The following is a 16,238-nucleotide window of genomic DNA, read 5'->3' on the forward strand; positions in this document are numbered from 1 at the left end:
GTGCTAATCAATTAAGTTATGTGTAGCTATTCCCCTGGCCGTATATCATTTCTTTTAATCACACTGTTTATTACTGTTTTATATACACCGCTGTTTGCGCGGGAGGACATTGAGAAGAATGGGAGCATCCACGGTACCGTTACTACCAGTGATGGTACGGCCGCTGCATTTGTAACCGTTCAGATCAAATCATTATCCAAAGGCACGCTTACCAATGAGGAAGGCCGCTTTTCGTTCAGCCGGCTGAAACCTGGCAGCTATACCCTGTCTGTTTCCTTAACCGGTTATGAAACTATTGAGCAAACCGTGGAAGTAGAAGAAGGAAGAACCGCTCAGCTATCTATCCGGTTAACCGTGTCCCGCAGCCAGCTGCAGGAGGTAGTGGTTAGCAGCGCACGCGGAAGGCTGGTAAATAAAAATACCGACTACGTAGCCCGCATGCCCATCTCTAACCTGGAAAACCCGCAGGTGTATTCCGTGGTAAACAAAGAGCTGCTGAAAGAGCAGGTGGTAATAGATGCTAAAGAAGCCCTGCGCAATGCAGTGGGCGCTGCACCGGTTACCTATCCTGCAGGCGGCCTGGCCATCAGCTCCCGTGGTTTTACCACCAGCGTAAATGCGCGCAATGGCATGGAAACCGTTGCCAGCCGCTCTTCCATTGACCTGGGCAACGTAGAACGGCTGGAAGTAATCAAAGGACCTTCCGGTACCTTATTTGGCGCTGCTATTTCCTCCTTTGGAGGCCTGGTGAACCTGGTAACTAAAAAACCTTTTGACACTTTTAAAGGCGAAGCCGCTTATACATTTGGCAGCTTTGGCTTACAGCGTGTTGCCGCTGATATTAATACACCCGTGAACCAGGACAAAACAGTGCTGTTCCGCCTGAACACGGCGGTGAACCGGCAGAACAGCTTCCTGAATTACGGGCATAACAATGCTTACCTGGTAGCGCCCAGCCTATCGTACAAAGTAAATGACCGGCTTACACTACTGGCCGACCTGGAATACCTGTACACCGATCAAACCAGGGTAATGTACTCACGCACTGCCGCCAATTCCGGCATTACCAACCCGGCAGATATTAAGCTGCCTTATGACCAGACGCTTTACGTAGACGACGCTAATGCCCGTGCTTTTGCCAATAAGCTTTTTCTGCAGGGGCAATACAAAATTTCTGATAGCTGGATCACCACCACCCTGTTCTCCTATGTTAGTGAAAATGCCATTCAAAGCTACCAGTACTACCCCACCTGGCTTACGGATACTACCGTAGCCAGGAATGTGCTGAACTACGGGCCTATCCATAATGACTACACGAACTTTCAACAGAATGTAAACGGCACTTTCCATACCGGCCGGCTGCGCCACCGTTTGCTGGCAGGGGTGAACTACCGTTATTTTCACGGCACGTTTAACTATACCGGCAGCAGGAACAACCGTTTCATAGATACTATTAACATCCGCAGATCCTTTACTGCACTCAGCAAAGCCCAGATAGACCAGTTTATGCTGAACTATGGCGGTATGCAGCCCTCTGCGGTTTCTGACCAGCAAACCATGAGCGTTTATGCCAGTGATGTAGTGAATGTCACTGACCACCTGATAGCCATGCTGAGCTTACGGGCTGACCGCTTTAATTATAAAGGAGTAAAAAGTACTGACGCCTATAAACAAACTTCCGTGGCGCCCAAACTGGGACTGGTATACGAAGTGGTAAAAGACCAGGTATCTGTATTTGGTAACTACATGAGCGGTTTCCAGAACATGGCGCCGGTGAACCAGCCCAATGGCAGCCAGTTAGCGCTGGATCCCATTTTTGCCAATCAATGGGAAGGCGGCCTAAAGGTGGAAGCCTTCTCTAAAAAACTGAACCTGACAGCCAGCTATTATAACATTAACATAGATAACGCCACCCGTACCGATGCAAACCTGTTCACTATACAGGATGGCAAACAAGTGAGCAAAGGTTTGGAAGTAGAATTAATAGCCAGCCCCGTAACAGGCCTGAGCATTATAGCCGGTTACGCGTACAATGACAACAAGATTATACGGGCCACGGATAAGAACATTGAAGGCAATAAGGCCGCTGCTGCGCCGGCCAATGTGGTGAATGTGTGGATCAGCTACCGCCTGCCCGGCGTGCTGAAGAACCTGGGAGTTGCGGCCGGCGGCAACTACGTGGATAAAGTTTACCTGGCTACGGACAACAAATATTTTATGCCTTCCTATACCATCGTGAACGGATCACTGTTCTATGATACTGACCAATGGCGCTTTGACCTTAAGCTGAATAATATAGGCAGCCGTAAGAACTGGGATATGTACGGCGCGCCACAGGCGTTAAGAAATTTTGCAGGGAGTGTAACCTTTAAATTCTGATGTATGACCTTTAAGAAAATATCCGGCTGGCTGCACCTGTGGCTGGGCCTTATTGCAGGACTGATAGTGATGATCATTGCGCTTACCGGCGCCATTTATACCTTTCAGCCGGAGCTGACAAAGGCAACACAACCTTACCTTTCAGTAAAAGCGGAGAACAGGCCTTTTTTGCCTGCCTCCGCTTTTAAAGCTATTGCGGAAAAACAATTGCCCGGCAAAAAGCCCATCCGCATTATGCTGCGCGGCAAAGACGAATCAGTGAACGTGATGTTCTTTGAACGGAAACAGCACCCTTACTATTACAATGTGTACATTAACCCTTACAGCGGCAAGGTGCTGGCCGTAAAGAATATGTACAGGGATTTCTTTCACGTAACGCTGCTTGGGCACCTGTACCTGTGGCTGCCCCAGCCCATTGGTCACGTAGTGAATATTTATGGCACCCTTACTTTCCTGGTTATTATCATCAGCGGTATTGTGCTGTGGTGGCCACGGAACAAAGCGCGACGCAAAACCAGCTTTAAGGTAAAATGGGATGCCTCGCCCAAACGGCTCAATTATGACCTGCATAACGTGCTGGGTTTTTATGCCAGCTGGATCATTTTGTTTGCCGTGCTCACAGGCCTTGTATGGGGATTTGAATGGGCGGCAAAAGCGGAATATTCACTATTGAGCGGCGGCAAAAGCAAACCGGTATTCCCAAAGACGAAGGTGCTGCCAGTGGCCCAGCCGGTAAAAGATCCGTTGGATAAGATCACCGCCATTGCACAGGCACAAAACCCCGGCGCCAAACGTGTGATGCTGATGCTGCCTGCAACAGATTCTGCTGCCGTAGGCGTGCGTATTTATAATGATGAACAGTTGAATTATACTACTGACCTGGCCTATTTTAATCCCTATACCCTGGAAGAGATCAAGGTGCCGCACTGGGGCAAATATTCCGAAGCTACCATAGCGGATAAGGCTGTACGTATGAACTACGATATTCACGTGGGCGCTATTGCCGGGTGGCCGGGCAGGATCCTGATGTTCCTTGCTTCGCTGATCACGGCTTCTTTACCGGTAACCGGGTTTTACATCTGGTGGGGCAAAAGGAAGAAGGATAAAAAGAAGAGCAAAGGCGCAGCAAAGAAAGCAGGCAGCGTGCAGGTGGCTTATGCTACGCCTAAGGCAGGTGTCAAAGCATAAAGGTTAAAGCAACTATTAAGCAAGGGCTGACCATTACTTTTGGTCAGCCCTTATTATTCTCTTATTTTAACAGGTGAGGTTCTACCATCTCCTTCCAGATCTGGTAACCTTTTGCACTCATGTGCAGCATGTCCGATACAAAGAGCTCAGGACGTGTTTTTCCATCAGCCGTTAGCATAGCATGGAACACATCTATGAAAACGGTTTGTTTTTCCTTGCTCAGGAAATCCTTAATGAGCGCATTGGCTTCAATGGCCTTTTGCTGGAATTTTTCCCTGGAAGGGCTGGGTTTCATGGAAATATAAACGATGGGCACATCCGGCAGCTTATTCCTGATCAGGTGAAACAGGCGTTCTGTTCTTTGCAGCACAGAATCGGCCGTGCTGGCTTCATCCGGCAGGTCGTTCTCCCCTACATATAATACGATCTGGCGCGGATGGTATGGAAAAACAATATCGTTCAGATAAAAAGTAATGTCATTTACAATGGCGCCGCCAATGCCGCGGTTCAACACCACATAACTGGCAAAGCTGCGTTCCAGGTCGTCCCACTTGCGGATGGAGGAGCTGCCGGTGAACAGGATGGGATGGGCCGGCGGGTTGTACATTTTATCAAATTGTTTGATGGTTTGTACATCATCCCAGAACCGGGGCTTATCCTGCGCCTGTAATACCGTAACAGATGCAGCGAGTAACAGGGTGTAAAGCAAAATAACTTTTTTCATACGACAGATCTCTTCTGATTAATGACTCAATGTTTACGGAGCAGCTCCAGGAACTGTTTATCCAGCTGGTGACCGTACCATTCTTCATACTGTACATCGGTACGTTTGGAATCCAGCACCCCAAAATCGCCAATAAAATTCCAAACAGCAAATCCAATTTGATGAGTGGATAAAATATCCAGCACATCGCCAAACCAGGCCATAAATACAGCATGTGGTGTTTTGTTCCAGCAGCCGCATTCCCCGCAGTGCACGCCGGTGCCTTTTGCGGCCAGCTCTATCCAGGGTTTATAGTAGTTTTCCAGCATATCGCGGCTCAGGTATTTATCGCCTACCTGTCCCGGCCACAGCGGTGCAGGGGCATGTTCCGGGTCTTTGTTAGCCCAGGGCGCCTTGTAGTGTGAGATGGCGCCCGGGAAATACCCGCGGCAGCTTTGCGCAATGTCCAGGTCTATGATCTCCGGGATAACGTTATTGCCTACACTATTGCCATCAGCAATCACCAGGTGGTTGGGATTTTCTTTACGAATGGCAGTTGCCGCAGCCTGCGCCACTTTACGGTACACGTTACCGGGAACGGCTTTGGAGGGTGAATGCTGATCGTTCATGTCTTCCCGCATGCTGGGCTCATTTACCAGGTCAAAGCTGATCTTTTTGCTGGATAAACCTTTGTACCGTTTAGCCCACAGGTTCCAGTGAAAGCAGAAAGCATCCTGCGCTGCCTGGTCTGTCCATAAATTATACGGCTCATGGAACCCTGCATTAATGCAATACCCCGGGGCACGGTGCAGGTTCAGGCTTACGTGCATATTATATTTATGGGCCAGAGTTACCAGCTGATCAATCTTTTCAACTGCCTGCTCATCTATTTTATACACCTCTTCCGGCGTAATGTTGCGGCTGCGGTCAATATTTAAATAGCTGGGATAAGCAATGGGAATACGCACAAAATCAAAACCCCAGTCGCGCATCCAGCGGAAATGATCTTCAGTAGTAGGTTTATTGGCGCCTGCGGGCTGGGGCGAGAAAAAATCCAGCAGGTTAAACCCTTTCCATTTAGGCAGCTTGTTAGTCTTAATAACAGATGGTTGTAAAGCAGCCATGGCGGCGGCACCGGCCAGACTGATACCCGCAGTTAACAGGCCGGTGTTTTTAAGAAAAGAACGACGTTCCATAACGTGAATATTTAACGTGAAATAATTATTAACCGGGTGAGCTGATGAAAATAGACAATTTCAGCCGTTAGTCAAAATACCTCCTGTATGCTTTTTACCATTTGGTAAATGAAAGCAATTCTTAGCGGCAGACCTTTGCCGTATAAAATATAAGCATCATGGAAAATCAAAGTAAACAAGGATCAGCACTGGCAGGTAAACGGGTTATTTTACTAGGCGGCAGCTCCGGTTTTGGACTGGCTACTGCCAAAGCCGCAGCAGCTGAAGGCGCGAAAGTAGTGATCGTATCCAGCAACCAGCAACGGGTGGATCAGGCCATGCAGCAATTACCTGCAGGCAGCGAAGGATATGCCATAGACCTGAGCAAAGAGGCCAACATTAAAGATTTTTTTGAAAAGGCCGGCGCTTTTGATCACCTGGTATATACGGCAGCTGAAAACATTAACCTGAACAATCTGAGTGAAACTATAATTGATAATGCACGCCAGTTTTTTGGGCTGCGTTACTGGAGCGCATTGGCAGCTGTTAAATATGGCGCGCCACATATTAATCCCGGTGGATCTGTTTGTTTAACCGGTGGTATTGCCGGTTTACGTCCAGGTAAAGGATGGACCATAGCTGCCAGCATTTGCGGCGCCATGGAAGGTTTAACGCGTGCGCTGGCTGTGGAACTGGCGCCTATACGGGTGAACAGCGTGGTGCCGGGTGTGGTGAGAACCAATCTTTGGAACAGCTTGCCGGAAGCTGACCGGGAAGGATTGTACAAAAATGTAGGAGATGCTTTGCTGGTAAAACGGGTAGGTGAAGCGGAAGAAATTGCACAGGCGTTTTTATACCTGATGAAACAGCAATTTGGTACGGGCCAGAATATGGTGATTGACGGCGGTGCGTCGCTGGTATGATCACGGCTGCCCGGGGCAGGTGCTCCGGGCAGTCTTACGGCCACTACGCATACATTTCAATAAACGCCTTCATAGCCCTCGATTGCGGCAGGTCTTTCCGGTAAACAAGTACTGTTGTTAAAGTACCCAGCTCCTTATTGATCCCATGGATCTTTATTTTGCGTTTAGCATAGTGCTGCAGCAGCAGGTCCTCTGGTACAATGGTCATGCCCATGCCGCCTTCCACAAAACTGATAATACCTTCCCAGCTATTCATTACCGTGCGTCTATAGCTTACTACTCCTTTTGCATTCAGCCATGATTCCAGCCGGGCGCGGAAGCTGCAGCCCTGGTCAAACACGATGATCTTTACCGGTTGTTTTTTCAGGTAATTTTTGAGGCTGGTATGTTCGCTGGCGGTAATGATCACCAGCTTATCCTTTTTGATCACCTTCTCCTGCAGCTCCGGCGAGGCAATGGGCGCTGCCACGAAAGCCAGATCCAGCTTATAGCTGAGCACATCGTTGGTTAACACACCAGTAAAGGCGCTTTTAACTTCAATCTCTACATCCGGGTAATGATCCGTAAAACGGTTAATAACACCTGGCAGCTTCATAGACAGGGATGTTTCCATTGTACCAATGCGGATAATGCCGCCAACCTGCGAGGTTTCCGACAGCTCTCTTTTAGCTTCTTCAATGGTTTGGCCGATGTGCCGGCAGTATTTGATCAGTGTTTCTCCGGCTGTTGTCAGCTCTACCCGGCGGGAGGTACGCGTGAAAAGGGTTACTTTAAATTCATCTTCCAGGCTTTTAATACGTGCGGTAACGTTAGATTGCACGGTGTGCATAGCTTCTGCTGCTTTGGTAAAACTACCTAGGGCAGCTACTGCCTCAAAAGTTTGCAGGTCATGTAAATTCATCTCTTTTACAGATAGTTCATATCAAAACTAATCATTTTTACTGATTAAATGGCTGGTGTACATTTGTAGGGTCAACAAAAGACATACTTACCATGACAAACACCACTGTATTTCACCGCACTGCCAAAGCCAATGGTTTAAATATATTTTACCGGGAAGCCGGACCTGCGAATGCCCCTACTGTACTGCTGCTGCACGGGTACCCTACCTCCTCTTTCATGTTCCGCAACCTGATCCCCATTTTAAGTGAGCAGTACCATGTTATTGCGCCGGACCTGCCCGGGTATGGCTATTCTGATGCAACACCGCACGACCAGTTTGCCTATACATTTGACAACCTGGCCAATACCATGCAGGCGTTTATTGATGGCCTGGGATTGAAACGTTTTGCTATTTATGTGTTTGATTATGGCGCCCCTACCGGTTACCGGCTGGCATTGGCTAACAAGGAAAAGATCACCGGTATTATTTCCCAGAACGGAAATGCATATGAAGCCGGCTTAAGTAAAGAGTGGAATCCGCTGCAAACTTATTGGCAAGACCCTTCTGAAACTAACCGTAATGCGCTGCGCGGATTTGTAGCTACTGAAATGACGCGTTTCCAATATGAGCACGGTGTAACGGATCTGTCATTAATTGCCCCTGAAACCTATACGCTGGATCAGCATTTCCTGGACCGCCCGGGCAACATAGACATTCAGCTGGACCTGATGCTGGATTACCGCAGCAATGTGGCGCTGTACCCGAAATTCCAGGAATACTTCCGTAACAGCCAGCCCCCGATATTAGCCACCTGGGGAAATAAAGATCCGTTCTTTTTACCGGCTGGTGCGGAAGCGTATAAAAAGGATAACCCGAAAGCGATCGTTAAGTTTTATGATACCGGGCACTTTGCACTGGAAACGCATTACCGGGAGATTGGGCAGGATGTGCTGGAATTTTTGAAGGGGTTAGCGGCGTAGGAGCACCTTCATTAACTCCATTATGCCTTCCAAATCTTTAACCCCTTGCTCGTAACCCAACATTTGTGCAATCATAGTATAAATATCCGCCGGCTGCTGTTCTTCTTTTCGCAGGAATTGTATGGAAGTGGCACCGGCGGATTTTGATAATTTTTTATCAGGCGTTTCTAATAATAGCGGATGATGATAGCTAGTACTGTATTGAAAAGTATTACCCGGCAGGAGTGCAGATAAATAATTCTGTGCAATGGTGGATGGCCAAAGGTCCTCTCCTCTTATTATTAAGTCTACCCCAAAGTAATGATCATCTACAACCGAGGTTAGCTGGTAAGCCGGGAAACCATCCTTCTTTCTTACAACAAAATCCTGCATGGATGGTGGTAGGATGGCTTTTATTTCACCTGTCAACGTTTGAATGCTGATCTCTTTCGTAGTATCCGTACGCAGCCGCCAGCTTACGTTTTCTTTATCCAGCGGTAATCCTTTATTACGGCAGGTACCCTGGTAAATTCCATCCGGTACCTGCGCGCGTGAACACTCACAGGCAAATACATGTTCACTTTCTTTTAACTGCTGCAGCGCTGTACGGTATAACTCCATGCGGTGCAACTGTGAATATTCCTTTTCGTATTGCGCATAATCTGCAGGGCCTTCATCCCAGGGAATGTTGAGATAATGCAGGGTATCAAAGATGTCCTGTACATACTGCGGCGCTGCCCGTTCACGGTCCAGGTCATCAATACGCAGGAGTATTTTTGCGTTGGTTTTCTTTGCCAGCGCAGCAGTGATGACAAACGACAATACATTACCCAGGTGTAAGAAACCGCTGGGTGTAGGTGCTAGCCTGGTTTTATTGAATGTTTGGTGCAGCAGCATGCGCGGGTAAATTACTATTTTTTTGCTGCCGGCTATGAAGAGGGAATTTTTTTTATCTGGATTTGTTTATTTCAGAGATCTCTATATATTTGCAGCCCGTTTAACACGGAACGGATCGGTAGTTCAGTCGGTTAGAATGCCGCCCTGTCACGGCGGAGGTCGCGGGTTCGAGTCCCGTCCGGTCCGCCTCTCTCGGAGCTAAGAGCTCCAAAAGACTGATACATTTTTAGATAGAAGCCTGTAAATCGAAGATTTACGGGCTTTATCATTTTTGTCCTTCGTTAATTTCTCCACCTTACACAAAATATTATTATCAATTCAAACCAGACCTATTTGACCTGTGCAGGTATCTATCAATAATTTTAAAGTTATCAATTTTGCGATAAATATATAAAATCATTAAATTGAGAAAATAGTAATTTTTCCTAAATGAAAAAACGCATATCTGTATGAATAGTGAGGACGTTTTGTATATATTAAGTGCTAACCCGGCATTCTTAATCCTAAGACTACAAAATACAAAGTGGATATTACCCTTACTACACAAAGCCTTTAAGGAAGATAACCGGCTATTGATCGACGAAGAATCGCTCATTCAAATAGTAGCAGAATTTCTGCTCAACCAGTCTGATGGCACAGAAAATCTCGATGAGGCCAATATACTCTTTGGCGAAAATGAAGATATCAGAAGCCGAAAATATATACTCAACTGGGTACAGAAAAGAATACTGCAAGATTTCACAGATGCAGAAGGCACAATTCAATATCAGCTAAGTGCCCATACCGAAAGATTATTCCAGTGGATTACCAGCCTGCAGAACAGGCATCATGTGGGCACAGAAAGCCGGTTTAAGCTATTATTCAACTCCCTTCGGGATATGGTGGAGCATACAGAAGATGATGCGAAGAAAAGGCTGGAATTGCTGAAGGATAAAAGAGCTGAAATAGATAAAGAAATCAAAGCTATTGAACTGGGGATAGCGCCCGACAGTTATAATAATGCCCAGGTACAGGAACGGCTTGCTCTCTTTACCCGCCTTAGCTATGAACTCATCAGCGACTTTCGCGAAGTGGAAGATAATTTCAAGCAGATCCATCGTTCCATTGTAGAACATCATACCAGAACTGAACAACATAAAGGAGCAATTGTAGGTTATGCTTTTGAAGCTTACGATGTGCTGCGTAACAGCAGCCAGGGTAAAAGCTTTTATGCCTTCTGGGATTTTCTCATCTCCCGTATGGGGCAAGAGGAATGGAAAACCCTGACAGAAGAGCTGCTGGTACTGCTCAGGGATAGAGAAATTTCCACGGATGATTTTTTTATTCAGAACGTAAAATCGCTGCTGTTACAACAAGGACGCTCCGTTTACGATGCAAACGATAAAATGGCGGATAAACTAAGCCGTATTATCTCCGAAAAAGAAATTGCCAGACACAGGAGGCTGCGTCACCAGATGTCTGCTATTAAGGAACTGATCTTCGACTTAATGAATATACCGGATATTAATTGTGGCTTGTCCATACCAGAAGAACCAGACATAAAGATGGTGATGGACAGGAAACTGCAAATGACACCTAAAAGACCGCCACCGGTAGTAATACAACCATCTATGGCGCCTGAAAAGATTACAGATCCGGAACGATTCGGCAGAATACTTAATACTACCCTTGTTGATAAAAAATATTTATGGGACAAGGTGGAACTGGCCCTGAAAATGCAAAAAGTAGCGTCATTAAAAGAAGTATTACAAATAACCCCACTAGAACATGGGCTGGCCGAAATAGTAGGTTACTTCAGATTTCTCCGGGAAAAACCGGGTAAGGCCAGTGTTGTTGGTACCGGTACAGAATTAATTCCACTGGATAAAGCACAGACCAGGTTCGTAGAAGTTCCCTTTTTATTATTTAACATCTGAACAACATGAATACAAACACCAAAATACTTCCCTTCACGCCCGTATTTATAAGACTATTAAAAGGACCATTGGAATATCTGGAGAAAAGTAACTGGGAAAAACTAATGCAACATAAACACGAACTCCAGTCTTTTCTACTCCCCCTTGGTCTGATAATGACATTGGACGAAGAGGATGGCTACGCTTTCTTAAAACATAACTTCACAGAAGATGATAATATCGGGTTTAGCTGGATACAACGCCGCGCCCTGAGCTATGAAGAAAGCATTATGCTGGTATTGCTCCGGGAAATGATGGCCGAGTTTGAAACCGGCGAATCAACCAACCGTGAACTGATCCGGAAACGAAGAGAAATAAAAGAACAGGCAGAACTATTTTTCAAAGAAAATGCCAGCCGTGTAAAATTCATGAAGGAAATAGACCGGCTCATTGAAAAAGCAGAAGAATATGGATTCCTCCATCGGGAAGAACAACACGAAATACCCGATGAACAAAGGTTCAGAATTTGCAAAATTATTAAAGCCAGGATTGGTGCAGAAGAGCTGGATGATTTTTATCAGCAGCTCCTACAGGTAAAACAATCCATCTCATCTGGCCCCGACACAGACGATCTATTTAACAATAATTAAACCCAGGACCATCGATGCAGCTAAGCGTTTTCAGTACCGATAGCCAAAAGAGCGGATTCCGCCTACAATATATGGAAGTGCTTAACTGGGGCACTTTCGATGAAACCATACATACTATTAAACCGCTTGGGGAAACCAGCCTTTTAACCGGCGCAAATGGCAGCGGCAAGACAACCTTCGTAGATGCCTTGCTCACATTGATCGTGCCTGAAAAAAGATACCGTTTCTATAACCAGAGCAGTGGCAGCGAAAAAAAAGGAGATCGCACAGAAGATAGTTACGTGTTGGGAGGCTTCGGAACCATCAACAATGAAACAAACGGATCTTCCAAAACCGAATACTTAAGAGAAGATAAAGCAAAAGCCTATAGTATCCTGCTTGTCCATTTTTCAAATGAAACAGGGCAAGAGGTCACGCTTTTCCAGGTACGATACTACCTGAATGGTGACATGAAAAAATATTACGGCCTGGCACATAAAGCCCTGCTCATAGAAAATGATTTCAAACCTTTTGACCTGAGCGGCAACTGGAAGCGGAACATCGATCAACGCTACAACAAAGGTACCCGCAAACAGGTGGAATGGTTTGATACCGCCAGCAGATATGCGCAAAGAATGGTGGAGGTATTGGGTATGCAAAGCCAACAGGCGCTTCAGCTCTTCAATCAAACAGTGGGAATAAAAGTACTTGGCAACCTGGACGAATTCATCCGCCTCAATATGCTGGAACCCAGAAATATAGAAGATGAATTTGAGGCGTTGAAAAAACAACTGCTTACCCTATTGGAAGCACAGCGGAATATTGAAAAGGCAGAAGAACAGATCCGTATGTTAACTCCTCTCAAAGAGTATTACGGGCAATTCCAGGAGCTCATTGCGGGGGCGGAAAAAAAGAAACAACTGCTGGAAACTGCCCTTATCTGGAAAAACTTTACTAAAAGAGAGCTGCTGCAAACAGCCATCAACGAAATAGATGAGCAGCTTAAAATCCAACAGGACAAACTACTCAGCACCAGAAATTTACTTAATGAATATCAAAAGGAAGAACAGGATATCAATTATCAGATACAAAACAACAAGGCAGGTCAACGGCTAAAAGCCCTTGAAACAGAGATCAGTGAAAAAGAAAAAGAACACCAATCGGCACAGCTGGCACTGTCAGAATTCGGCAGATGGTGCGAATTATTGAAATTATCCATCACGATACCTGCAAACAATGAAAACTACCAGCAGATAAAAAAGGAAAACAACAGGAAATTCCTCATCCTTGAAAACGAAAAAAGACTGAATGATGAGGATGACTTTGAAGCCAAAAACAATAAAAAGACAGCACTAGCTGATAAGGAGGCTTTTGAATACCAGCTGAACAGCCTGCAGCAAAGTAAAAATAATATCGACTACCATCTTATCAATCTGCGGAAGGAACTCTGTGAAGAACTAAGTATAGATACTGCGCAACTACCCTTTGCAGGTGAACTAATGCAGGTAAAAAGCGAAGAAGTAATTTGGCAGCCCGCTCTGGAAAAGCTTCTCCACTCCTTTGCACTCAGATTGCTTGTACCTGACAAATACTATAAACGGGTTAACAAATATGTAAACAATCATCACCTCAAAGCACGATTAGTATATACACATGTAGTAGATATTCCGTTACACCAGCATATAGAAAAAGATACTGTACCTGAGAAACTGGAGTTCCATCCTGATCATGACCTAGGTAAATGGATAGAACAGGAAACTATCCGGCATTTCCGTTATAGCTGCCTGCAAGATGAAAAAAATATAGAACAGTATGAGAGCGCCATCACGCTTAACGGTCTTATTAAAAACGGGAAACGTCATGAAAAAGACGACCGCCCTGATCGGAATGACCCCAGCCGCTATGTATTAGGCTGGAATAACGAAAAGAAAAAAGAAGCCCTGCTGAAAAAAAGAGCCGCCACGGTAGAGATCATCTCTAAAGCTGAAGAAACTATCAGCAAATGCGAAAACAAAAACAAACGGCTGAACCAACAGTTCTATGCGAATAACCGGATTAAAGACCATACAGGATTTGAAGTACTGAATGTAACTGCCATCACTGCGGCCATACAAAACCTGAAGAAACAGGTGGAAGAGCTACGTCAAAGTAATGAAGTGCTGGATGCACTGAAAAAACAACTTCAACAGGTTCAGCAACAGCGCAAAAATGCAGACGACATAATCACAGACCTCGTCCGGGAAGAAGCCAGACAGCAATTTCTCAAAGACCAGTATAACAGGGAGGTTGATCTGCTGCAACCACTGCTGCAAAATTTAACCGAAACAGAAAAAGACATACTGTTGTCTTTCCAGCAGCAATATAGCGCTACCCTTGGACTGGTAGACCTAAGCAACATTGGGGCCTGCTATGATACTTTTAAACAATCCTGTGAGAAGGAAAAAGAAGCAATCCAGGAAAATTTAGCTAAAAAAGAAAGAAATGTAGTGCTGCAAATTTCCAGGATCAAACGGCCAACCCCTGAAGTTTTAACCAGATATCCCGATTGGGGCGGAGATGTACAACAGCTGCCGGATGATCCGAAGTATGCTGCAGAATATATAGAATGGCTGGAAAAACTGACCACAGAAAATCTTCCAAAATATAAACGGGATTTCGAAGACTTCATTAATATTACGATCACACATAAAATAGCGGGGCTTAAAGAAGCATTGGATAAATGGGAACGGGACATTGATACCAGTGTTAAACGATTGAATGAATCATTGGCAGGTATTAATTTTAACAGGCTCCCGGATACCTATATACAATTAGGCAAAAGAGTATTGGGCGCCGGAACAGATATCCGTGAGTTTCGTCAGAAAATACTGGAAGCGCTGCCACAGGCTGCCAACTGGGGACAGGAAAGCTTTGAGGCAAAAGCTTTTCATTTCACTCAAAAGGTGCAGCCCCTCATTGATGAACTGGATAAAAATGAAGCCTATCGTAAGAAAGTATTGGATGTGCGCAATTGGTTCGAATTCTGGGCAGATGAAAGATTCCGCAGCAATAACGATCTCAGGAAAACATATAAACAAATGGGGCAATTATCCGGTGGTGAAAAGGCCCAGCTCACCTATACCATTCTTTGCAGCGCCATTGCCTATCAATTCGGCATTACGCGGGAAGGAAAAAACAACAAAAGCCTTCGCTTTATTGCAGTAGATGAAAGCTACAGTAACCAGGACGAAGAAAAAGCGACTTACCTGATGGAGCTATGCCAGGAACTTCACCTGCAATTATTGGTAGTTACTCCCAGTGATAAAATCCAGATAGTACAGGATTTCATTGCCCATGTACACCTGGTTCAGCGGGTTAATCATCGCAACAGTACGCTGTACAACATGACAATAAAGGAATTAAAAGATAAAATGGAACAAACGTCCTAAATAATAAAATTATCTCCATGCAGGACAAACTGTATCTCTCTCAATTAGAAAAACATTACCATACTTATCTTCAGCAGCTGATTAATGAGAGAGAATTTACACCTGTTATTTTGCGGGGTGGCCTGAAAAAACCAGATTCATGGGAAGTACTGGAACAATCCGTGCAATGCTTTCAACGATACGAAAAAAAAACGGGTACTCATGGCTGGACTATCCAATGGGAAGAATGGAACAGCAAAAAACTAAATAAACAGCGTTGGCCGGCTCAGATCCGGGTGGATCATGAAAAAGACTATCTGACTTTACTGAAAAAAGAAAAAGAGGTCACAAGATTCAAAGAACAATTATTGATCCTCATTCAATGGAATCCCAACATCCGCCCCTGGCTTGCCAAGCGGCCAGGCAAAGTACTGGAACTGGAAAATGACTGGAAAGGTCTCTGTGCAGTTATCGATTATCTTTACAACAACGCGCTTCATGAGCATTACCTTCGTGGGTTACCGGTTCCGGTACATACAAAGTTTATCAGCAAATACCAGGCAACTATTCTCTCTTTAGTAAGGCACCTGCATCCCGGCATCTGCAAACAAGACAGCGGTAACCTGGAAACCGTTTTGGGACTACGCCTGAAACCCTTCCTGTTTCCCACACGCTGGCTGGATATCTCCTTACAACAAAGTCTTCTTCCCAACATGGAATTCATTGGTCTTACACAGGAATCATTACAGGCACTCAACTGGCCCATCAAAGAAATATGGATTGTGGAAAATGAAACTACACTGTATATGCTGCCACCAAGACCCAATGCACTTGCCATCTGCTCAGAAGGTTATGCGCTCACCGGATTAAGCGATATTCCTATGTTACATCGGGCCAATCTGTATTATTGGAGTGATATGGATGAAGATGGATATAATTTGCTGAGTATGTTCCGAACACTTTATCCACATGCAAAAAGCATATTCATGAATGAAACATGTTTTGGTCTCCATGAACCGGAAGCCGAACGCCAACCGGAGAAATACAAAAGACAAGCCCCTATTCATCTCACCAATACAGAAGTAAACACCTATAACCGGCTAATGTTATTACAAGGCCGGATCGAACAGGAAAAACTAAAACTATCTTATGTTATGGACATCATATCTATGATGTAAATAAATATCCAAGCCCTGAAAA

At 45.3% G+C, this 16,238-nt stretch carries 12 protein-coding genes and 1 tRNA gene; 9 read left to right on the plus strand and 4 right to left on the minus strand.

The features are described from left to right. Positions 1-18: 18 nt before the first annotated feature. Positions 19-2,379, plus strand: coding sequence for a TonB-dependent receptor (locus KVT36_RS01090; protein WP_217601656.1), 2,361 nt, complete (start codon positions 19-21; stop codon positions 2,377-2,379). A gap of 3 nt (positions 2,380-2,382) precedes the next feature. After that, complete coding sequence (locus KVT36_RS01095) at positions 2,383-3,567, plus strand: PepSY domain-containing protein (RefSeq protein ID WP_217601657.1); 1,185 nt, start codon at positions 2,383-2,385, stop codon at positions 3,565-3,567. Between the two features lie 61 nt (positions 3,568-3,628). Here the strand turns inward: KVT36_RS01095 and KVT36_RS01100 are convergent, their stop codons facing one another. After that, positions 3,629-4,291 (minus strand): GDSL-type esterase/lipase family protein, encoded by a 663-nt coding sequence (locus KVT36_RS01100; RefSeq protein WP_217601658.1) that lies wholly within the window; start codon positions 4,289-4,291, stop codon positions 3,629-3,631. Between the two features lie 26 nt (positions 4,292-4,317). Then, positions 4,318-5,466: a glycoside hydrolase family 5 protein gene (locus KVT36_RS01105; protein ID WP_217601659.1), complete on the minus strand. Its 1,149-nt coding sequence runs from the start codon at positions 5,464-5,466 to the stop codon at positions 4,318-4,320. A gap of 158 nt (positions 5,467-5,624) precedes the next feature. On the opposite strand from KVT36_RS01105, the gene KVT36_RS01110 reads away from it, so the two are divergent. Further along, positions 5,625-6,368: an SDR family oxidoreductase gene (locus tag KVT36_RS01110; RefSeq protein WP_217601660.1), complete on the plus strand. Its 744-nt coding sequence runs from the start codon at positions 5,625-5,627 to the stop codon at positions 6,366-6,368. Positions 6,369-6,411: 43 nt separating this feature from the next. On the opposite strand, the gene KVT36_RS01115 is transcribed toward KVT36_RS01110, so the two are convergent. After that, entirely contained in the window at positions 6,412-7,269 is an 858-nt protein-coding gene (locus KVT36_RS01115; protein WP_217601661.1) for a LysR family transcriptional regulator, read from the minus strand. 92 nt (positions 7,270-7,361) lie between these two features. On the opposite strand from KVT36_RS01115, the gene KVT36_RS01120 reads away from it, so the two are divergent. Next, positions 7,362-8,231: an alpha/beta fold hydrolase gene (locus KVT36_RS01120; protein WP_217601662.1), complete on the plus strand. Its 870-nt coding sequence runs from the start codon at positions 7,362-7,364 to the stop codon at positions 8,229-8,231. Here KVT36_RS01120 and KVT36_RS01125 read toward each other — a convergent pair. Continuing rightward, positions 8,220-9,107 (minus strand): glutamate--tRNA ligase family protein, encoded by an 888-nt coding sequence (locus tag KVT36_RS01125; protein WP_217601663.1) that lies wholly within the window; start codon positions 9,105-9,107, stop codon positions 8,220-8,222. The genes KVT36_RS01120 and KVT36_RS01125 overlap by 12 nt on opposite strands. 112 nt (positions 9,108-9,219) lie before the next feature. Between KVT36_RS01125 and KVT36_RS01130 the strand changes: the two genes are divergently transcribed. The 5 genes from KVT36_RS01130 (at position 9,220) to KVT36_RS01150 (ending at position 16,216) form a co-directional block, all read left to right on the plus strand. Continuing rightward, positions 9,220-9,293 (plus strand) — tRNA-Asp (locus KVT36_RS01130). A gap of 263 nt (positions 9,294-9,556) precedes the next feature. Then, on the plus strand, positions 9,557-11,023 hold the full coding sequence (locus tag KVT36_RS01135; protein WP_217601664.1) for a DUF3375 domain-containing protein: 1,467 nt from the start codon (positions 9,557-9,559) through the stop codon (positions 11,021-11,023). Between the two features lie 5 nt (positions 11,024-11,028). Next, a complete protein-coding gene (locus KVT36_RS01140; RefSeq protein ID WP_217601665.1) occupies positions 11,029-11,652 on the plus strand; it encodes a DUF4194 domain-containing protein in 624 nt (207 codons plus the stop codon). A gap of 71 nt (positions 11,653-11,723) precedes the next feature. Next, positions 11,724-15,059, plus strand: a complete 3,336-nt coding sequence (locus tag KVT36_RS01145; protein WP_254639782.1) for an ATP-binding protein — start codon at positions 11,724-11,726, stop codon at positions 15,057-15,059. Between the two features lie 17 nt (positions 15,060-15,076). Beyond that, positions 15,077-16,216 (plus strand): Wadjet anti-phage system protein JetD domain-containing protein, encoded by a 1,140-nt coding sequence (locus KVT36_RS01150; protein ID WP_217601667.1) that lies wholly within the window; start codon positions 15,077-15,079, stop codon positions 16,214-16,216. Positions 16,217-16,238 lie beyond the last annotated feature (22 nt).

The sequence above is a fragment of the Chitinophaga sp. GbtcB8 genome (genome assembly GCF_019091455.1).
Lineage (GTDB): Bacteria > Bacteroidota > Bacteroidia > Chitinophagales > Chitinophagaceae > Chitinophaga.